This window comes from Mycobacterium sp. shizuoka-1 (genome assembly GCF_002723835.1).
Classification (GTDB): domain Bacteria; phylum Actinomycetota; class Actinomycetes; order Mycobacteriales; family Mycobacteriaceae; genus Mycobacterium.
Window position 1 is genome coordinate 1 of sequence record NZ_BEWG01000036.1, and the last position, 19,288, is coordinate 19,288.

Annotated in this window: 22 protein-coding genes, 1 tRNA gene and 1 pseudogene; 16 read left to right on the top strand and 8 right to left on the bottom strand. The window is 65.1% G+C overall.

Going from position 1 to position 19,288, the window contains the following annotated elements; translation table 11 throughout:
• The first annotated feature begins 128 nt into the window (after positions 1-128).
• A complete protein-coding gene (locus tag MSZK_RS12675; RefSeq protein ID WP_099248384.1) occupies positions 129-1,121 on the top strand; it encodes a hypothetical protein in 993 nt (330 codons plus the stop codon).
• 37 nt (positions 1,122-1,158) lie between these two features.
• Here the strand turns inward: MSZK_RS12675 and MSZK_RS12680 are convergent, their stop codons facing one another.
• Both MSZK_RS12680 and MSZK_RS12685 read right to left on the bottom strand, forming a co-directional pair.
• On the bottom strand, positions 1,159-1,539 hold the full coding sequence (locus MSZK_RS12680; RefSeq protein ID WP_011896302.1) for a type II toxin-antitoxin system VapC family toxin: 381 nt from the start codon (positions 1,537-1,539) through the stop codon (positions 1,159-1,161).
• Positions 1,536-1,784, bottom strand: a complete 249-nt coding sequence (locus MSZK_RS12685; RefSeq protein ID WP_011896301.1) for a type II toxin-antitoxin system prevent-host-death family antitoxin — start codon at positions 1,782-1,784, stop codon at positions 1,536-1,538. The genes MSZK_RS12680 and MSZK_RS12685 overlap by 4 nt, the downstream gene beginning before the upstream one ends.
• Before the next feature lie 91 nt (positions 1,785-1,875).
• Between MSZK_RS12685 and MSZK_RS12690 the strand changes: the two genes are divergently transcribed.
• From MSZK_RS12690 to MSZK_RS12700, 3 genes are all read left to right on the top strand, one after another.
• Entirely contained in the window at positions 1,876-2,283 is a 408-nt protein-coding gene (locus tag MSZK_RS12690) for a hypothetical protein (RefSeq protein WP_233211263.1), read from the top strand.
• A gap of 59 nt (positions 2,284-2,342) precedes the next feature.
• A tRNA-Phe gene (locus MSZK_RS12695) sits at positions 2,343-2,419 on the top strand.
• A gap of 66 nt (positions 2,420-2,485) precedes the next feature.
• Positions 2,486-3,010, top strand: coding sequence for a metallophosphoesterase (locus MSZK_RS12700; RefSeq protein ID WP_233211264.1), 525 nt, complete (start codon positions 2,486-2,488; stop codon positions 3,008-3,010).
• 437 nt (positions 3,011-3,447) lie between these two features.
• Here MSZK_RS12700 and MSZK_RS12705 read toward each other — a convergent pair whose 3' ends face one another.
• From MSZK_RS12705 to MSZK_RS12715, 3 genes are all read right to left on the bottom strand, one after another.
• Positions 3,448-3,945 carry a hypothetical protein gene (locus MSZK_RS12705; RefSeq protein ID WP_232491408.1) on the bottom strand — a complete coding sequence of 166 codons (498 nt, stop codon included), beginning with the start codon at positions 3,943-3,945 and terminating at the stop codon, positions 3,448-3,450.
• A 336-nt stretch (positions 3,946-4,281) separates the two neighbouring features.
• The gene (locus MSZK_RS12710; protein WP_233211265.1) at positions 4,282-4,632 is read right to left on the bottom strand and encodes a hypothetical protein; all 351 of its coding nucleotides are present in this window, start codon (positions 4,630-4,632) and stop codon (positions 4,282-4,284) included.
• A gap of 642 nt (positions 4,633-5,274) precedes the next feature.
• Complete coding sequence (locus tag MSZK_RS12715; RefSeq protein ID WP_099248315.1) at positions 5,275-5,733, bottom strand: type VII secretion target; 459 nt, start codon at positions 5,731-5,733, stop codon at positions 5,275-5,277.
• A 356-nt stretch (positions 5,734-6,089) separates the two neighbouring features.
• Between MSZK_RS12715 and MSZK_RS12720 the strand changes: the two genes are divergently transcribed.
• The 12 genes and pseudogenes from MSZK_RS12720 to MSZK_RS12775 all read left to right on the top strand — a co-directional run bounded on the left by MSZK_RS12720 (position 6,090) and on the right by MSZK_RS12775 (position 16,516).
• Positions 6,090-6,893: a hypothetical protein gene (locus tag MSZK_RS12720; protein ID WP_233211266.1), complete on the top strand. Its 804-nt coding sequence runs from the start codon at positions 6,090-6,092 to the stop codon at positions 6,891-6,893.
• A gap of 113 nt (positions 6,894-7,006) precedes the next feature.
• Positions 7,007-7,603, top strand: a complete 597-nt coding sequence (locus tag MSZK_RS12725) for a hypothetical protein (RefSeq protein ID WP_099248386.1) — start codon at positions 7,007-7,009, stop codon at positions 7,601-7,603.
• Positions 7,604-7,967: 364 nt separating this feature from the next.
• Entirely contained in the window at positions 7,968-8,852 is an 885-nt protein-coding gene (locus MSZK_RS32640) for a hypothetical protein (RefSeq protein ID WP_199203311.1), read from the top strand.
• A gap of 147 nt (positions 8,853-8,999) precedes the next feature.
• Positions 9,000-9,239 (top strand): hypothetical protein, encoded by a 240-nt coding sequence (locus MSZK_RS12735; protein WP_099248319.1) that lies wholly within the window; start codon positions 9,000-9,002, stop codon positions 9,237-9,239.
• Positions 9,232-9,693, top strand: coding sequence for a sce7726 family protein (locus MSZK_RS12740; protein ID WP_233211267.1), 462 nt, complete (start codon positions 9,232-9,234; stop codon positions 9,691-9,693). Before MSZK_RS12735 ends, MSZK_RS12740 begins: the two co-directional genes overlap by 8 nt.
• Positions 9,694-9,787: 94 nt before the next feature.
• A pseudogene (locus MSZK_RS33580) lies at positions 9,788-10,079 on the top strand (IS21 family transposase); the annotation flags it as partial.
• A 369-nt stretch (positions 10,080-10,448) separates the two neighbouring features.
• Positions 10,449-11,495, top strand: a complete 1,047-nt coding sequence (locus tag MSZK_RS12750; protein WP_099248323.1) for a tyrosine-type recombinase/integrase — start codon at positions 10,449-10,451, stop codon at positions 11,493-11,495.
• Positions 11,495-13,315 (top strand): tyrosine-type recombinase/integrase, encoded by a 1,821-nt coding sequence (locus MSZK_RS12755; protein ID WP_099248325.1) that lies wholly within the window; start codon positions 11,495-11,497, stop codon positions 13,313-13,315. The genes MSZK_RS12750 and MSZK_RS12755 overlap by 1 nt, the downstream gene beginning before the upstream one ends.
• Positions 13,316-13,366: 51 nt before the next feature.
• A complete protein-coding gene (locus MSZK_RS12760) occupies positions 13,367-14,398 on the top strand; it encodes a hypothetical protein (RefSeq protein ID WP_099248327.1) in 1,032 nt (343 codons plus the stop codon).
• Positions 14,395-15,225, top strand: a complete 831-nt coding sequence (gene istB, locus MSZK_RS12765; protein ID WP_052612256.1) for an IS21-like element helper ATPase IstB — start codon at positions 14,395-14,397, stop codon at positions 15,223-15,225. Before MSZK_RS12760 ends, istB begins: the two co-directional genes overlap by 4 nt.
• 65 nt (positions 15,226-15,290) lie before the next feature.
• A complete protein-coding gene (locus tag MSZK_RS12770; protein WP_099248329.1) occupies positions 15,291-15,893 on the top strand; it encodes a bifunctional 2-polyprenyl-6-hydroxyphenol methylase/3-demethylubiquinol 3-O-methyltransferase UbiG in 603 nt (200 codons plus the stop codon).
• Positions 15,894-16,066: 173 nt separating this feature from the next.
• Complete coding sequence (locus MSZK_RS12775) at positions 16,067-16,516, top strand: hypothetical protein (RefSeq protein ID WP_199203312.1); 450 nt, start codon at positions 16,067-16,069, stop codon at positions 16,514-16,516.
• Here MSZK_RS12775 and MSZK_RS12780 read toward each other — a convergent pair.
• The 3 genes from MSZK_RS12780 to MSZK_RS12790 all read right to left on the bottom strand — a co-directional run.
• The gene (locus MSZK_RS12780; RefSeq protein WP_099248331.1) at positions 16,474-17,196 is read right to left on the bottom strand and encodes a hypothetical protein; all 723 of its coding nucleotides are present in this window, start codon (positions 17,194-17,196) and stop codon (positions 16,474-16,476) included. The two genes, MSZK_RS12775 and MSZK_RS12780, sit on opposite strands and share 43 nt — an antisense overlap.
• Positions 17,193-19,031 carry a hypothetical protein gene (locus MSZK_RS12785; protein WP_099248333.1) on the bottom strand — a complete coding sequence of 613 codons (1,839 nt, stop codon included), beginning with the start codon at positions 19,029-19,031 and terminating at the stop codon, positions 17,193-17,195. Before MSZK_RS12785 ends, MSZK_RS12780 begins: the two co-directional genes overlap by 4 nt.
• A partial coding sequence (locus MSZK_RS12790) for a hypothetical protein (protein ID WP_099248388.1) occupies positions 19,028-19,288 on the bottom strand: 261 nt, incomplete at its 5' end. The genes MSZK_RS12785 and MSZK_RS12790, both read right to left, overlap by 4 nt.

Sequence of the window (19,288 nt, forward strand, 5' to 3'; positions counted from 1 at the left end):
CCCCCCGCTAAACCCCGCAACACTCGACGCACATCGAGCCCGCGGACGGACAAAGCACCGCCCCCACCGAAACGGAAACTTCACCGTTGACAACTCCAACGCCAACCACCTGCACCTACCATGTGGCAATGGTCGCTGACGCTGTCGACGCGGCGCTCCGCGAGGCCCAGGCACTGCTCGGCACCGGCCACGTGAGTACTCCACGGCCACTTCACATCGCCACGGCAAACCCCGCCGGTGTCGCCTCCTGGCGAGGTATCGCCAGTGACCGAGCAACCTCAACCTCGGCTCAACTCGCCGCCGATATCCAACAGCTCCGCAACACACACCTCAGGGCTGCCACAGCCATCGAACACGCCAACACAGTCGTTACCGATGCACGACACCAACTCACTGCGATCCAGACCGAATGGGAACGCGACAAAGCCGTCTTCTCCCCGATCGCCAACACACCCGCCGGCCAGGCCGCGCTACTCGCAGCCGGCGCACTCCGCATCGATGAAGCCGGCGCCCTCGTCGCCGACACTGCCAGTCAACTCACCACCCTCGCGCACGAAGTGTCGGCACTTACCAGGGAGCTGCCGACCACACCCGAAGCGGCCGATGACAGCATCCAGCTCATCGACCACACCGTCCCGCAAGCACCTCCACCTGATCCTGACAGGCCTCCGACAGGCACAGAGATCGCCGAAGTCCTCCACCAACTACCCATCGGCAACCGACCCCACATTCGCGAGGTACGCACCCCTGAAGATCTTCAGAACCTTTGGGAGTGGGCCATCCAAGGCGGCACCGAGATACCCGACGGCTACGGACAGCCCGGCAAGGGCACCCGCTACCAGCTCCCCGACGGCACCACCATCGGACAACGGCCCGTGGCTGGGTCCAACAACCTACCCGCTCTGGACTTCACCATCCCCGGGCAGGACTACACCAAAGTCCACATCAACCCTCGCGGCGGTGTACCCGACATGCCCACCCCTGCTACGCAGCCCGACCCCACCTGGGGCACGTACATCCCTCCGGAAGAACTGATCAACAGTGACAACCCCGCCCTGCGCATTCTCGGCCAGATGATCCTCGACCAACTCGGCCCCAACAACCCGCGCGGACACGCCTGATCAGCACACACAGGGCAGCACCCCGTTGCTGCGCGGATCACACTGCAATGATCTCTACCAGGCTCTCAAGGCCGCGAAAGTCGCCGAGATTTCGTGTGTAGAGCCTGGCCGAATGTGCGTGCGCTGTCGCCGCGATGAGCAGATCCATCGATCGAGCTCGCGGCTGTCGCCCGGCATCCACCACTGCGGCGGCGATTTGGCCGTAGCTGGCCGCCACAGCTTCATCGAGCGGCAAGGCATCAAAGCTCCGTTGCAGTAGGAGAAGTCGCCGTAACCGCTCAGCGCGGACCTTGCTTTCCTTGGCCACAAGGACACCGAAGTGCAGTTCGGCCAACGTCACCGCGCTGACCGCCAGTTCCCCCTCAACGGGAGCTACATCCGCCGCTATCACCACGCTGGTGTCCAGGATCGCTCTCACCGGACGATCCACGGATCACGCACGCCATGGTCTATTTCGTCGCGATCCGCATCCCAGGCGGGATCTGCGGGCCCCCCGAAGAGTTCCGCCACATCGGACCATCGCCGCCATGCCCGCGGTGTCGCCGGCACCAAACGCGCACCTGGCCGTCCAGCCACAGTAATCGTGATTTCCTCGCCCTCTTCAACACGGCGAATGAGGTCCGAGGCATTCTGTCGCAGTTCACGCAAGCCCACCGTTTCCACTCGCCAACAATAGCACAAGTGCTACACTGTGGAGTACGCGGATCGGCACCATGACGGTCTCCCGTCGCGTCTACTACGGAAGGTCAACATTGTGGTCAGCCCCGAAGGCGCCCCTCCACACGCCGCACAGGAACGCGCCCTGGCTGACCTATGCGCCAAACTGCTCGACAGTCTCGACGGCGACGTGCTGCCAATGGCACACCTCGACTCACTCGTCGCCCACAGCGACATCGCTGATACCGCCGACGACCGCCGCTCGCTGGCTACCGACCTCATCGCGGCACTTCTCAAGCAGGGGCGCCTCCTCGTCGGGGACGTTGTTGGCGGTGACCCCGCGTACATCCAGCCGTGGACCGGGACACACGCCGACATCATCAACAACGTCCGCAATCGCTACGTCCGCGACTACGCGAACACCCACGGGTGGGACCTGAGCATCTGGCTCTCACTCAACGACCCCGAAAGAATCTGGGACAAGACTGAACCCACTGCTCGCTGACACAGACCGACAGCAGAAAATCGGATGCGTCCGTGCACCAAATACGTTGTAATAGAAGGGCCTTGTTAGCTCAGTTGGGATGAGCGTTCGCCTGAAAAGCGGAAGGTCGCCGGTTCGATCCCGGCACAAGGCACCATCACTTCCACTGAGCCGACCCACCACCTTCACTGGTACTGGGGGATCCGGTCCATAATCGGGATCTATGCGCATGCTGGTTCTCGCCGACACCGAGCCCGAGTGGGGCGCCATTCCCGAAGCCGTCACCACCCACCAGGCCGACATTGTCGTCACAGCGGGTGACCTCAACGAAACCTGGCTACGCCGAGCACAACTCACCGAAGTACCAGTACCTACCTACGGTGTCTATGGGAATCACTGCAACGGAAGCTACTTGGACACCCTCGGCGTCACCAACCTTCACCTCAATCGCGTTGAGGTCGACGGCACCTCATTCGTCGGGCTCGAAGGCTGCGTCCGCTACAAACGGCGCGGCCGCGACATTCTCTACACCCAAGCCGAGTATGCCGAGATGGTTGCCGACCTGCCCGCCGCGGACGTCCTCGTTACGCATTGCCCCCCCGGCCGGCATCAACGATCACACCGACCCGGCCCATGTTGGCATCGCGGCACTATGCGACTGGATCGATACCAACCGCCCACTGCTCGTCATCCACGGGCACACCTATCCCGAAAGCCCGATACGCATCTATCGATCCAGCCGGATTGAGTACGTCAGGGGCGCCTCGGTCGTGACGCTCTAACACCTGCTATCTGGCCGACCCAGGCGTACCGACGTATAACGCACCGCCGAGGTGCCACTCTGCGTGCGGCATTCCACAGTCGGGTCGATACCCCCGGCGATAGGCATTGAGCCCGCACCTGTGCTCCGTCAGGGTCGATCCCGGCCAGATCTCGGCGATGCGCTGCCTCGCCACGCCGACGCACTCCACGCGGGCGATGGGGTCGCTCGCCCACAACGTGGCGCCGGCCCTGTTGCAGACCGCCACTCTCCAGCCTTCGGCCGTCCGCTCGGAGCCCAGGTCCCACCGCCTGAGCTCACGGCGAACATCGTCCTCGCCCAGACGATTCCACCCCAGTGTTCCGTCCGGGAGAATGGCATATCTGCCGTCGCCACTGATCTGTGTTCCTGTCGGCCACATCGCGCTACTCGCTCCCCGTCCGCACGCGGGCTCGCTGGCCGCCAATCGCGTCGATCTTCGACGGGTCGGCCCGGAATCGGCCTCCGTCTGCGAACACCGCTACCGCTGTTCTATGCGCGTTGCGAAGCACCGCCAGCGCAGCCTCATATCCAGCCCAGTCCACCACGCGCCACAGCACAGGCCCCATGTGCACGTCCACCCACCGCACCTCACTGCCCCCACGCTGCCGAACGCCGCACTGGGGCACCACTGACCATTCCGGCGGTCGCGTCCACGTCACCGACACCACCGACACGCCCGGCCACTCCTCACGCTGCTCCCCGAGCATCGCTGTGCCCACAGCGCCACGCAAAGCCTCACGCACAGCACCGAACGCTTCCAGCACCGCGGACACCTGCGCCGCCGAGGTGAACCGCATCAGGACATCACCCCACTGCACCGACACCACCGCCAGGTCCGTTCGCGAATCCGACACCGAGATATGCCCCGGACTCGGTCGCACAACGACCAGCGTCTGGGTTACCAGCCCTGAGGGAATTACCATTCGATCAACAACCCGAGAACCCAACACCGAAGCAGTCACGACAGAATCCCCTTTCCGTGGGATACGAGGCCAGCCCGATAGCGTGCCATTACCGCCAATTCTACTGTGCTACACCGACAAAATGCGCCACACAGATGGCCTCTCGATGTTCACGGCTGCCGCTGAGCGCCACCACCGCCCGCCGCCTCCTCCTCCTACCCGACAGCTGTGCAACACGCCGCACCCTCCCCAACTCTGTGCCGGGCGGGGCGGGTGGTTGTCTTGCAGGCATAGCGGGGTGGTGCGATCACGCCATCAGCAGGTATCGACGTCTTCATTGTCGACGTTGACCGCTGTTGACCACCACCACACGTCGCCAAGGAGGCTCACAGCTGCGGCCGGCAAGACCATTCTGACCGTGCCGGCCTCACTGGTGTCGGCACCCCCGACCATGTTGTGGTTCATTGCCTGCCCATCGCGTGGCGACTCGAACCAGAAGTACTCCAGTGTCTGCCCGCCGAGCTCGTCGTAGCCCAGTTGGATGAAGTCTCCGTCCGGGTTACTCGCCAGTAGCGACCACAGCACTGGGGCGGCGGGAGGAACATCGCCGGTGTAGGTGATGGTCACCTCGGCGGTTGTGCCCTCCCATCCTGGGGTGTCTCCCACACGGACCTGCGTCGAGATCAGATCAACTGGTGCCCCGACCGTGGGTGAGGTACACATCGAGTCCTGGCCGGCCAGTGTCTTCCCATGCGGAGGCGCTGCAGGCCCGTCTGATGTATCTGTATCCGGCGCGGCTGATCCACCTGGGGCGAGCGCTGGTGCCGGCGAACTGCTCGGCGCCATTCTCGGTGCAGTGACAGTTGTGGTCGCTACTGGCGAGGAACGATCAGCCGGTGCTTCATTGCTGGCGCACGCAGCAACTAACCCGCACCCGACGACAACGGCTAGACCGACTCCGCGCAGCGAATACTCCGTTCCCCGATTCAAACAAGCTACGTGAGATGCCATCGCGAAACCGCAGGTTTGCCGATCTGCTGTCGCGGAGCAGCGGATGGCGTGTTGGCGACGCGGCACGCCGTTCGCGACAGACCGGCAGCCTGCCGGGAGGTTCGATCACCCTTTTCGAATATGTGTGGGTACAACGGTTGCCCTGGCGTCGTCAGGCTGCTGGTGAAGACCGCTACAGGTCACGCAGTAACCGCGCTGAACCCAATGCTCAACACCGTTGGGACTGATCCACGCCCCGGTCCACGCATTGCTGTTGTTCCGCACGCCTCGTCTTCCCCTTGGGCACGTGGCCGCAGTTTAAGTGATCCGCACCGGAGCCAGGCCACCGCTCACGCTGGGCCCCGGGCCGGCGCCCGCGGGCCCGGTGGGCAGCGGCTGAATGCTGCCCTCGGTGAAATCGCCCCAGTTAGGGTCGGCGTATCCACCAGGACCGTCGAAAGCACCGACCGGCGTAGCCTCCACCGACCCGACTCGCTGTGCACCGTCTTGATCGGAGGTTGTGTAGCGCTGCGAGGCATCCCGGAGGTCATCTGCGTGGCGCTCGTACCGGCTGGCCACATGCGCGCCTGCCGCTTGCAGAGCCGTTTGGAACTCGCCAAACGCGGCGGTGAATGCGGCCCCGACCGGCCCGTATCCCGATTCCATCGCCGCAACAACCGAAGGGTCTGCCTGGCAATCTGCCTGGACCTCGGCGCCGACGGTCCGGCAGGACTCGGCGTAGGCGTCAACGGCGTGTGTATCGACTTCAAGCGCCATGGGCGGCTACCTCCCCTTGTGTGGCCTGTGGGGCCAAGTTTACCGCCATCGACCAGAAGCACCCCCGGGCTCGACCGGAGGCATTTGTTGCAACGTCGAAGACGGCGCATCTGTCAGACTGCCCAGATGAAGACGGTCGGCACCATCGAGCCCGCCAACGCGCGGGCCCGGACGACCTCGGTGGCGGCCCGATGAGCGGCCGGCGTGCATCGCCGACCTGGGCAGCAACCAGCGTCCCCGAGATCCGCCAGCGGTGGTGTAACGCTCTCGATGCAGTGGCTCACCGCTTCTCCGATGTTGGGTTGGCCCCACCAGCCCCGTTCCACGACCGCGCGTCGGCAGCCCGCCGTCGGCAGATGCAGGACCAGCTGGCCGCACAGCTGCGGGTCATGCAGACCGAGACGGCCGCCCTGCGCGACGCCGAGTTGTTCTGGGTTGCGCGTCCGATGGTCGACTTCATCGTGGAAGCAGCGTCGTCATTGCCGGAGTGGACACCGGCGCTCGCGATCCCTTGTCCCAACGGTCTGCTCTGCTGGGCTAAGCCCGCCGGTTCGGTGCCGTTCGGCGCGCCCGGCTCAGCGACCGCCGATGTCAGCTGGGACGGGGTCTGGTGGTGGACCCGCTCTGATGGTTTCCTTCAGCTCGCGCCGGCGAGCCGGTTCACCAAGCAGGCCGCCCTGCTGGAGCCGTATCAGGTGACCACCCCACTCTGGGCGGCAACCAGCATTGTGGTCGATCCCCGCGCTAATCGCACCGCAGAGGCCAACGGCGCCGAGGATGCCCATCCGTTCATCAGTGTCGTCGGCGCTGCCTGGCTATTGATGCATCAGACCAGCACCACTCAGACTCGCACCCTTTCAGATCATTCCGGTACTCGACTAGGTGAGCCGGCGCGGCAGAAGGGATCCGGAACCACGCTGCCGACGCAGGTGACCCTGGTCGACATTCGGCACCGTACCGAGCCTGGTAATCCTGCCGAAAGCACTGACGAGTCCCATCGTCAGTACAGCCACCGCTGGTGGGTGCGCCCCCACTGGCGCCAGCAGGCCAAGGGCCCGAACCGGAGCCTGCGCGAGCCGAAATGGATTGGCCCCCATATAAAAGGGCCTGATGATGCGCCCCTGATAGAAAAGCCGCGGGTCAACGTCCTTCGCCGTTGACGGTCCGTTGCTGCCCGCAAGTTGGCGAATAGCAACTCTGGCAATTCGAACCGCCGGCGGCCGTGTGAACGTAGTCTGATCAAGGCAACTCGTGAGCGGCCCGGGGGATGCAGATGACCGAGTTCGACGCAGATATTCCTGATGAGCTGTTAGCGGCTCTGGATGCCGTCCCATGGGACATCTCTCGTCCACCGCGTCACGCGCCCCCAGATCTGCTAGCGAAGTTCCCGGCGGCAATGGTCGTGGACGAGACTCTGGTCTGGGCATCGATTTGGTGGCCGAAGTCCGTTGGCCGGCCAACGGCGAAGCATCTTTATCAGGGCGTCGATATTCAGATGTACCGCAAAGACAAGGTCTATGGGTTTGAAAACGCGGCTGAGCGAGATTGGGATATCAATACCCCCATGGCCAGGATGAGTGTGCGAGATAGCAACGTCGACAACGATTCTCACTACGGCGTCCACATTGTCGCGCACATGCATTCCACGGGGAACAAGGACAGCAAGGGCAGAGATATGCTCTACACCGCCGAGGTGGCGCTTCTGCCTGGGATCAAATGGATCAAATGGACTTCGCCGGCCGCATTGTTCACACAGGGCCGATACCGGACCGTTGATCCCCCAAAGCGGTGGTTCTCTTTCCCGGGCCCGGTACGACTAGACCCCTTCACCGTGCAGTTCGTCGTCCCCGAGTTTCACTTCCGGGCGTAACGACCTGCGGGGTACGAACCAAAGCCAAAGGGGCCCACGCACTAGCCGAGGCGCTGACTTACTCCGCGAGCTAACTCGTACAGTTTTCTCCTCTCTCTCGCGGACCTACTGACTTAGCCTGGTTTCATGGGTAGCAGCGAGACCACCGGCAGCGCCGGAGTCGACTTCATCAACGACCCCGACCTGCGTATACGGGATCTGTCATACACCGGCAGTCGTATGCGCCAGCTGGTTGATCTCACCAAGGGATCGTTCTTCGACATGGGCTTCGGGCCACGCAATGGGGACTCCGACAGCTACGCCGCCACCGTCGACGAGGAGTGGCCAAGAGACCGCCTGGAGATCTACATCAAAGAAAAGCCTCGTGGCCCGCGGCTATGCCTGCGACATCGTCTACTATTGCGAAGATCTGCCCGTCACTGTGTACGCGGTTCTGATCAGCCGCGGCCGCGGACTTGAGGTCGCCGAGCTGGAGCTGTTCCGACGCAACTGGGGCTGCTTCGACGACCACGACAACTACCTGCATCCCGATGACCAAGACCCTACTGACCCCGACGAGCCCACGACCCTGATCACAAGCGATACGCTGCGCCGCATCCCGCTCGGGGACATCCTCGCTCGCGTCGAACGCGACCTGCCCGATGATTCGTGGCGCAACGAGGGCATACAGCAGATGCCCGGGAACACACGCCTGCGGGTCGAGGACCTCTCCGGCGATCAGCGTCGAGCTCTGGAGAACACAACCACGGTGACCGCCAGGCGCAGGGGGCGCCCGGAACTCAGCGACGAGCTGCTGATCGAGGTCGCCGAGGCCTACATCGGTGAAGCAGCCCGCGGCCGCGGAGCGATCGGCCGCCTCTCAACAATGTTCGACCGACCTGAACCGACCATTCGCGACTGGATTGCCACAGCACGCAAACGCGGATTCCTTGCTCCCACAACGCCAGGCCGGCGCGGGGCCGCTCCCGGCCCGAATCTGCCCCGCGCTCCTCGGGCCTATGCGGCACCAGACCTCACTCGGGCACGCAGACGTACAGTGCTGCGGATGATCGAGGGAGACCGCATTCTTGATGCCGACATCGGCGAGGACGCCTTGCTCCTGTACACCGTGTCCGGCCTGGTATGCAACGAGGTTGGGGTGGCCAAGATGGATGCGCTGCAGGCAGCGATGCAGGACCCACAGGTGCTCGACGCGGCGCTGAACATTCTGAATAAGGCGCGGCGCCGTCACGCCGCTGCGGGCCGCTAGGACCGGCAGCCGCGCTTCGCAACACCGCCTGGCCGCACAGTGGGCCCGGGTTTGCGGTGGTCTGGATAACCACCGGCCCTCGTGAGTCAATGGAGTGAATCTATTTGCGCTACTGAGGCTTACGCACTAACGGAGGTGGTCGCTACCATGTCTGCACACTCCCTGGCCGACGTGTTGGCGGCATCGCGGCTGAGCCTGCACAGCGCGGTCAACGCCGAGTCCGCGGAGCGTCGACGGATGTTCTGCGTGGACGCTGGCGACCTGGCGGCGACCGTTGCACTGGATCCGACCGCCTCGACCGCTGAGCGTGACCGCGCCGCTCTCTACGCCGACGAGGCGCGCGGCATGCTCGATGCCCTTCGCCGCTGCGGGGCCGGCCATGGCTGACTTCGGTCGAGCGCTGGCGCTAGCCTTCACCACCCGAACCATCCGCCAGCTCGCCGCCCTTCATCACCCGCTGCCGTCTGATCGGCTCGCCCTGATCGCCGAGCTCGCCGGCCCTGACGACACCCTGGGGGACGCATTCGACTTGGCTTACGCCGAACTTGCCAGCCAGTATCGCTGTGAGTACGTCTTCGCCAACAGCTTGGTCCACACACTGAGCGCACCGGGGCACACCAGCAATGCCATCAGCGGGTTGCGGGTCTCCATGTCGATCGCTGACCTAATCGTCGCCGACAAGTCTGCCGCTGCGTACGAGATCAAAACCGGCCTCGACAGCTTCACTCGACTGGACATGCAGATGCTCTGCTATAGCAAGTGTTTCGAGTATGTCAACGTGGTGACCACTCGCCAGAAGGCAAGCCGGGTGACTTTGACTGCTGATTCGGGAGTCGTTTGAGCACGGATTTCGGAGTCGGTGTTGTCACGGTGAAGTCGATGACTGTGAATTCGGGAGTCACCGGCTGTCCACGTGGTCCGAGTTGGATGTCGGTGTGCGGCCTTCGGGCTCGAAGGTGGAGCTGTATGCGGCGATCCGCCGGGACGCCCGCGCTGGCAAGTCGGCGCGGGCGATTCAGCGTGAGTACCGGGTCTCGTGGACGACGGTGCACAAAGCTCTGGGTTCGGCCTGGCCGGACGAGCGGAAGCACTACCCCGACCGAGGCAGCAAGATCGACGACTACCGCGAGGCCATCGACGGCTGGCTGCGCGCGGATCTGACGGCCCCGCGCAAGCAGCGCCACACAGCCAAGCGGATCTTCGACCGGCTACGTGATGAGCATCAAGCCGATGTGTCGTATTCGCGGGTGCGGGCGTATGTGTCGTTGCGTCGCGGGGAGATTCTGGCCGAATCCGGTCGTGCCCCAGTCGAGGTGTTCGTGCCGCAGTCGCACCGCCCCGGCGACGAGGCAGAGGTCGACTTCGGTGACGTGGTGATCGAGCTGCGCGGTCAACCGGTCACGTGCACGTTGTTCTCGCTGCGGCTGTCGTTCTCCGGCCGGGCGGTGCACCGGGTGTTCCTCTCAGCCGGCCAGGAGGCGTTCCTGGAGGGCCACGTGCACGCTTTCGAGGTTCTTGGTGGTTATGCGGGTGTCGATTCCACGATTCGAGCCCGAGCGGCGTGAGAATGGGGGCAACCCGCGACGGGGAGCGCCGATGTTGTGGACACCGTGTCTGGTGTGTTCGACCGGCCCGGACGGTGAGGTCCGGGCCAGTCTTGGTGATCCGCTTGTCGATGACTATCTGCGGTTTGTCGCTGCGCGCTGCCGACCGAACACGGTGCTGGCAACGGCGTATGACCTGAAGGTCTTCTTCTCAGTGGTCGGCAAGGAGCCGGCGCGGGTGTCGACTACGGATGTGATGGAGTTCCTCGTCGTGCAGCGGGCGCCGCGTCGGGGTGCCGGTGTTGTGCGACTCGAGGACGGCGAGTCGGGGTTGTCGGCGCGGACGTTGAAGCGTCGATTAGCAAGTGTGTCAGGCCTTTTCGCGTACTTGCTCGCACGTGACGATGTCGATGTGCGGCGTAATCCGGTGCCGCACGGTGTGGGTGCCCGGTGCCCGCTGGGCTCGGGTGCGCGCGGGGTGCCCTTGATCCGTACGCCGCGGACGCTACCGAAGGTGTTGTCACCGGTCGAGGTCGACGCACTGATGGGGGCGCTGCGCACGCATCGGGACCGCGCCATCGTGTTGGCGATGCTGCTGGGCGGGCTGCGCCGGTGCGAGGTACTCGGCTTGCGGATGTCTGACGTGCATGTCGCGGAGCGGCGGTTGTTCATCGCCGAGGGCAAGGGCGGGCATCAGCGGATCGTGCCGGTGGCAAACCGGTTCTTTGCGAGCCTGGCCGACTACATCGAGCAGGACCGGCCGGACACCAATGCCGAGCATGTGTTCGTGGTGCTGCGCGGCCCGACCCGCGGTCGCGCGCTCACGGCCGCGGGGGTGGACCAGGTGCTCGACGGCGCTCGGACGCGGGCGGGACTCGACCACGCCACCTGTCATCAGCTGCGCCACACGTGCTTGACCCGCCTGCGGGAGGCCGGGATGGCGTTGGAGGCGGTGCAGGCCCAGGCTGGGCACCGCTCGATCGAGTCGACCAGGGTCTATCTGCACCTGGCCAACGCGTGGCTGGCCGAGGAGTACGCCCGCGCGGTGAACGCGATCGAGCAGGAGATCGCCGACCGGGTCGAGAACGGCGAGAATTGATGGCCGCCTACAGACTTGCCGGCGAGGCGCTGGATCTGGTGACCGCCTACAAGAACGACCTGTGGGACATCGGTCAATTGCCCGATCACAAGGTGCTGTGGGGCGCTCGATGGTTCCTGGTGCACGTCGGAGAACCGCAGGCCTTCACCGACCTGCCGGTCGACGAGCAGCTCGCGCCTAACCACGCGGTGCACCGGTTCGTCGCCTGGCTGATCGCGACGAGGCAGCTGCGCCCGAGCGCAGACTATCTGGTTGCGCGGCGGCCCCGGCTGGGCATCATCCTGTCACGGCACTGGCCGGTGTTCCACGCATTGTTCATGAATACCGCTGCAACGCTTGCATTTCCGATCAAGACCGCGCAGGCACAATGGTCGGCCCTGGCGCAGATCTGCGCGTTGACTGGGCTGGCGCCTGAACGGTTGACCCACGCCGACATCGACGGCGCGCGCCACGAACTACTCGCCGCCGCAGACCGCTACGGCCGCGAGTCACACCGCGGTCTTTCCACGGCGATCTTCGGGTTGGAAGCGACCCTATTCCACGCCGGCGTGATCGACGAACTGCCCCGCAAACGGGCCCGAACCAAAGCCGACGTCCGCGCCGCACAGTGGGCGAAGGTGCCCAAACGAATGCGCACCACGATGCACACCTACCTGGAACAGGTAGGGACCACGCTGCGCCCCGGGCGGGTAAAGAACATCGAGGCGACTCTGCGGGAATTTGCCGGATTCGCCACGGAGCACGACCCATCCGCTCGATGCGTCGCCGACCTCGGCCGATCACACGTCGAGGCCTACAAGTGCTGGCTGGCCGAACGGCCCGCACTGCGAGGCGGTCCGCTGCACCGTCACACGATCAAGGACCGACTCTGCGCGCTGCGCGGGTTCTTCACCCGACTGCTCGAATGGGAAATCGACGACGCACCAACCAAAATCCCGGTGCTGGCCTCCGACATGCCGATACCCGATGAAACCCTGCCCCGGTTTCTCGACGATGCCGCGGCGACCAAGCTGCTGCAGGCCGCCCGCGCCGACGACGACCCGTTCGTTCGGCTCACAGTCGAGTTCCTGGCCCGCACCGGCATGCGTAAGGGTGAATACCTGGCATTGACCACCGACGCCGTCGTACAGATCGGTTCGGCCTACTGGCTGCACGTCCCGCTGGGCAAGCTGCACACCGACCGTTACATCCCGCTGCATCCCCAGTTGAAGGAACTGCTCGACGAGTGGCTCGCCAAACGCCCAGAAGAGTTGCGCAGCAGGCTGATCTTCGTCGAGCAAGGACGACCAATCCCAGTCTCGCGGGTCGATGCCGCAGTCACCAAAGCCGCCAAAACAGCTGGCATTGGTCGTGTTTCACCCCATCGCCTCAGGCACACCCTGGCGACACAGGCGATCAACCGCGGCATGTCGCTCGAAGCGATCGCTGCCCTGCTCGGGCATCGCTCATTTCACATGACGCTTGTCTACGCCAGGATCGCCGACCGCACCGTCGCCGACGAGTACTTTGCCGTCTCGGAGAAGGTCGAGGCGCTCTATCAGACGCCTAAGCAACTACCCGCTGACGCTGAGGGCGCCGAGATGCGCAAGCTCCGCGCGGAGATGCACCGGCGGATGCTGGGCAACGGCTACTGCGCACGCCCGGTCGGGATGGACTGTCACTTCGAATCGATCTGCGAATCGTGCACGTTCTTCCAGACCACCATCGAGTTCCGTCCCACCCTGCAGATGCAGCGCGACGACGCGGCCACCAAGGGTCAACTGGGGCGGACCAAGGTCTTCGACGGCCTGCTGGCCCGTCTCGACCAGGACGCCTCATGACGGCGCCAGACCCGTCCCGGGCTTGACAAACGACACCCGCATATTAGAGGGGTGCCGTTCGGCCGGATCCGTTACGACAACCTGAAATCGGCGGTCTCGGCGGTGCTGGGGTTGTCGCGGCACCGGGTGGAGAACGACCGTTGGGTGGCGTTTCGCTCGCACTACTCCGTAGAAGCGTTCTATTGCCAGCCCGGTATCCAGGGCGCTCACGAGAAGGGCGGCGTGGAAGGGCAGATCGGCTGGTTTCGCCGCAATCACTTCGTGCCGGTCCCGCAGGTCGAATCGATCGCCGAACTCAACGCAATGATCGATCAATGGGATTCCGATGATCTTGCCCGGCGGATCGGTTCGCGGGTCCGCACCGTCGGTGAACTGTTCGCCGTGGAGGCGCCACTGCTGGTGCCGTTGCCGGACTCCGCGTTCGAGACCGGCCGCTGGTTCAACCTGAGAGTGGATCGGCATAGCCAGATCACGGTGCGCACCAATCGGTATTCGGTGCCGGTCCGGTTCGCCGGCCGCCAAGTGCGGGTGCAGCTGCACGCCTCGCATCTGGAGGTGTACTGCGATCGCCAGCTGGTCGCCACCCATGAACGCCTGCCGGGCAAGGCCGAAACTTGCCTCGAGTTGGATCACTACCTGGAGATCCTGCTGCGCAAACCCGGCGCTCTGCCGGGGTCGACGGCCTTGGAGCAGGCCCGCGCAGCCGGACGGTTCACCCCCGTGCACGATGCCTGGTGGGCCGCGGCCCGCAAGACTCACGGCGACGCCGCAGGCACCCGCGAACTGATCGGCGTGCTGCTGGCACATCGCCACCTGCCCCATGAGCTGGTGGTCATCGGGTTGGCCCGTGCTCTGGCCGCCGGCGCGCTGACCGCCGATGCCGTGGTCCTGGAGGCGCGAAAGGCGGCTGAGGACAACGCCTCTGAAAACTCCGATGAACACTACGAAACCGAGGCCGAGGCGGTGGCGTCGCTGACCGCACGGCGGCTGGCCGCGTTGCCTACCGATTCTCGGCCGCTGCCCTCGGTCGCGGCCTACGACACGCTGTTGCGCAACCCCAGGAAGGACACCGCCACCCCATGACCACCACGACTCCTGTGAGTACAAGTCTGCCGCACCGGCGCGGACTAACCGAGCAAGCCTCCGACGCCGCGGTCGAGCAGGCCTGCCGGATGCTGCGCCTGCCCACGATCCGCGCCAACTTCGCCGAACTGGCCGACGAGGCCGCCGCCGAGCAAATGTCCTACCGCGGATTCCTGGCCGAGCTGTTGATGGCCGAATGCGACGACCGGGCCCGGCGCCGGGCGGCGAGGCGGATCAAGGCTGCTGGGTTCCCGCGTGATAAGTCGTTGCGGGCCTGGAACTTCGATGCTAATCCGCACGTCGACGCCGCCACCGTGCACACCCTGGCCAAATGCGAATGGGTCAAGAAGGGGTTGCCGCTGTGTTTGATCGGCGACTCCGGTACCGGCAAAAGCCATCTGCTGATCGCGTTGGGCACCGAGGCTGCAATGGCCGGCTACCGGGTGAAATACACCCTGGCCACCAAGCTGGTCAACGAACTCGTCGAAGCCTCCGACGACAAACAGCTGTCGAAGACCATCGCCCGTTACGGCCGGGTTGATCTGCTCTGCATCGACGAGTTGGGCTACATGGAACTAGACCGCCGCGGCGCCGAGTTGCTGTTCCAGGTGCTCACCGAACGCGAAGAGAAAGCCTCCGTCGCGATCGCCTCCAACGAGAGTTTCTCCGGGTGGACCAAGACGTTCACCGACCCACGGTTGTGCGCGGCCATCGTGGACCGGCTCACCTTCGGCGGCAACATCATCGAAACCGGGACCGACTCCTTCCGGCTCGCCCAGACCCGCGCCCGCAGCGGTGACACCACCACAGAAAGCTCCACACCGTAGCGGCGGCACCCGAGCGGGGCCTCACGGCACGACCCCATGCCGGTTCCGCATGTCACAGTGGTGCGGTGAGCGACGAACAACACCGGTGGAACCACAACACCCACTACTACGACCTCGTGCTCGACGCCGTGTCACCAGCCGCGCGCACCGCGCTCGACGTCGGCACCGGCGACGGCCTGCTGGCGGTTCGGCTCGCTGAGAAGATCCCCGACGTGACCGGCATCGACTTCGACGCCGACATCATCGACCTTGCTCGGTCCACCGCCTCCACCGACATCACCTGGATCAACGGCGACGTCCTCACCTTCGCCTTGCCTGAGGCGCACTACGACCTCATTGCCGCCGTCGCGACCATCCACCACTTCCCCGACCTGACGGCCGGTCTGCAGCGCCTCGCCGACCTCACCGCCCCCGGCGGCACGCTGGTCGTGATCGGCTGCGCCCGCAGCTCGACACTGCCCGACTACGCCTCCGATGCCGTAGGGGTCATCCAGCACCAGATCTACTCCCGCACCCGCGGCTTCTGGCAGCACAACGCTCCGGTCCAGATGCAGTTCCCCCACACCTACACCGAGGTCAAACAGACCGCGGCGGCGTTGCTCCCCGGCATGACCTGGCGTCGGCTCCCGCTATGGCGATACGCCATCACCTGGCGCAAAACCACGTAGCGATACAACAGCGCTCCGTTCACCGACACCGCGTCCGACCGACTCCGAAATTCGTGATCAAAACCGGCAGCCCACGGCGTGGACTGACTCCCGAATTCGCGATCAAACGACTCCGGATTCCGCAGTCAGAATCAAGCCGGGCAGCCGCACAGACGGCCGCGCACATCGACGTGGTGACGCTCACCGATGACGACGCTCTCGATGTGGTGCGCTCGGCCGGCGGTGGCCTGTCTCGTCTCGACATGTCCTCGCTGTTTCGCATCCTGCGCCGTGGCGAGCTACTGACCATCCTCGGCCGCCATGTTGGCTACAGCATCGATGTGCCCTACGCCCAAATCTATCGCCGACTCAACGCACTGTTCATGCAACTGCCGCTCGACACCGCCTACGGCGAGTTCGTCGCCGCGCTGCGCGAGCGCGACCTACGCTCACGCCAAGCCGCCCGGGACGCGCAATTGCCCGCATCGCTGAGTGCCGCAGCCTCGGGTTTGAGCCTCACTCCGCCGGGGTGGCGGCGGCTGGCCGCGCAGCTCGGCCGTCCGGCCCACGAGTTCCGAACCCGCGGCACGCAGAGCAACGGTCACGGGTCAATCAGGAACTTCAACAGCGTTTCGATCCGGTAGCCGAGTTCATAGGTGGCGGGCAGATCCCAGCGAGGAGTAATCCACTGCATGACGATCTCGTCGGCGAGAAGCTCGTAGAGGCGTTCGGTGTCGTCGTTGACCCACGCCTCGATCACCTCACCCTGAGGGTCGACATCCAGGGTTGCGTAGTCCTCTCCGCCGGATTCCGGGATACGTTTGGGGTACTCCTTGCCGTTGATGATCACAAACCCGTCGGTCTCCACACCGATCCGCTGCGTCGGAGCGCCCGGCGGCACCTTCTCGTCGCGACGCCGTGACGGCAGCTTCGCCGCGGGATCAGCGGAGTCGCGCCAACTCCGCACACGCGCCGGTGTGGTGCCGAGCTGGCGGGCCATCTTGGTCATGCCACCAGCGCGATCGATCGCCGCCCACCGATCCAGCCATAGCTTGTCCACACCTGCCGGCGCCTGATCGCGGCGGCCGCGGCGCGCAATCGTCGCCTCCGACAGCGCTTCGGTGTCGGTGTGCTGGGCGATACGGCGGGCCATCTCCTTGCGAGCTCGCCTACCTGCCTCGGCACGGCGCATCCGCTCGGGCATGCGTTGCCATACCCCGCGCATCTCGCTGAGGCGCCGCTCGGTGAGCACATTGAGCGCCTCCTGAAATCCCTGGCCCTGTGGGGCCGGCGATGCCCCGCCTGAGAGCTTCCAGAATTTCACAGCACCTCATCGGGGATGCTCTTGAGCCGATAACTGCCGTTGGTGCGCGTCCCGTCAGAACGCAGCGGGTCCTGCAGGTCCGCCGGGTTGATCCCGTCCGGGACCCGGTAGAACCACGCGTCTGCGAGGCATTCGGTCGGATAGAGGTCGAAGTCGCGGCCGATGCGCCGGGCGTAACGCAGCGCTCGCCAGCGAGTGAACCCTTCGATGGCGGCGTACCAGGCAGGCTGCTGGTGGTGCAGGTAGGGATGCTTGAACGCGCCCTCACCGGTGCCGGCGAGCCGGCCCAGGTAGCTGGTGTAGATGGCCTTGATCATGTTCTCGTAGTCGGTGCGGCCGGCCGCGCGGGCGGCAACCAGCCTGGCGCGCAGAGTTTCTCCGAACTGCTTGAGCCACTGGTGCTGCTCCGGCCACACCCAGGCCTTTTCGATCTGCAGTTCGGCCACGGCCAGACCAGCGCCACCGTTGTCAGGCGGTGCGATGAGCTGCTGGACATCAATCGTGGTCGCCCAGAACGTTGATTCCTTGGTCCACGACATGCCCGGGTGCGGCACCGGCAGCTTCGGTGACAGCCCGTCGAGACTGTCGGCAGCGGGCACGGTGATCTGGTACAGCCCGAACGGGGGTCGCTGCTCGTCGAACACGGCTGCCTCGATGCTCTCCCACTGAGGTTTGCCGTAGCCCAGGTAGAGACCTTCAGCCGAGGGTAGATACGCCGCCTGCTGGTCGAGTTCGACATCGACACCCTTGCCACGACTGCGATGGGGCTTGCGCCGCCAACTGGCCGGGCCCCACCACTGGCTGGGAAACTTGCCGCGCTCGTCCACCGCGGCCGGCAGCGGGCAGGGAAGTACCTTGGCCTGCGGATCGGTCTTGGGTTTCGGGCGGGCCCGCCGCATGCCGGATTCGGCGATGTGCACACCCACACGTGTCCAGCGCGGTGCCGGTAGCGCCTCGTCGATCTCGTGCAACCAGGCGATGCGATCGCCGAGCAGGTGCGCCGCGTCGACCTCGTCGTCAGGCAGTAGGGTGTCGGTCCCTTCGATACCGATGATGCCCCGATCGGAGGGGCGCGCTGCAGACGGCTGCAATGAGGTTGCCGGCATCAGAATGACCTCGATGGTGCGGTCGGATCCGCCGTCGGCTTCGTCGGCGCTGAACTGGCAGGTGAAGTAGCCAGACTGGGCGTATTTCACTGTGGCGCCGAAGAATTCGGCGACCAGATCGGGCAGGGACGCCTCGTTGGCTTGATCGGCGGGGAAGTTCAAGGCTTCGAGCGCTTCCCCGGTGATCCAGACCTGGGGGTCGCCCTGGTCGGCGCGGCTGCTCCACCGATACCTGGTGGCCAGTTTGCCGAGGTCCCCGGGCTGACCTAGTGGCCGCGATTTGACTTCGCCGGCCGGGGTGACGATGCCATAGCTGGTGGCTATCAGTACCCGGTGATCGGCCGCCGACAGCGCCACGTCGTCCCACTGGCGGGAACGCCGGGGCCAGTGCTGCGGGTCCTCGTCGGCGCCAGCTGCGTTGTCCTGGGTAGCGGTAGTGTCATCACCGGCGGAGTCCTGACGGTCTGTGAGCAGATATCGCTGGACGGTCGGTTCCCACCAGCCTCGGGTGGGCCCCTGTTCGGGGTCCCCGACCACGACATCGGGGCCGGGGAAATCCTCGGGGATGCCCCGGCCAAGCCGGGTGACAACCTGTTGTCGGGAGAGTGTGACCAGGGGGCCGTCGAGTTCGCGACAGCGTTCGGCGATGATCCAGTCAAGGATGTCACCAGCTTCGCCGTCTTCGCCAAGCTCGAAGACCCGACCGTCCTTGATCACATAGGTCGTCACGGGTGCCCCTTTCCGGCATCGTCGGACGTCAGCGGTGGTGGTGGTACTTGCAGGGCAAGGCTTTCGGCCAAAGTTCCGCGGCGCCATTTCGCACGCAGGGACTCGACGGCCGAGGCGGTACGGCCTACCTGGATGGCGGCTTCGGTCACCGGCAGCGACAGGTCCAGCGCGACACGTGCGTCTCCGATGGTCCAGGGGTGTCCGCGTTTGGCTGCGGCGGCGCCGGTGCGCACGGCGCGGCGCTCGCTGTAGCGACG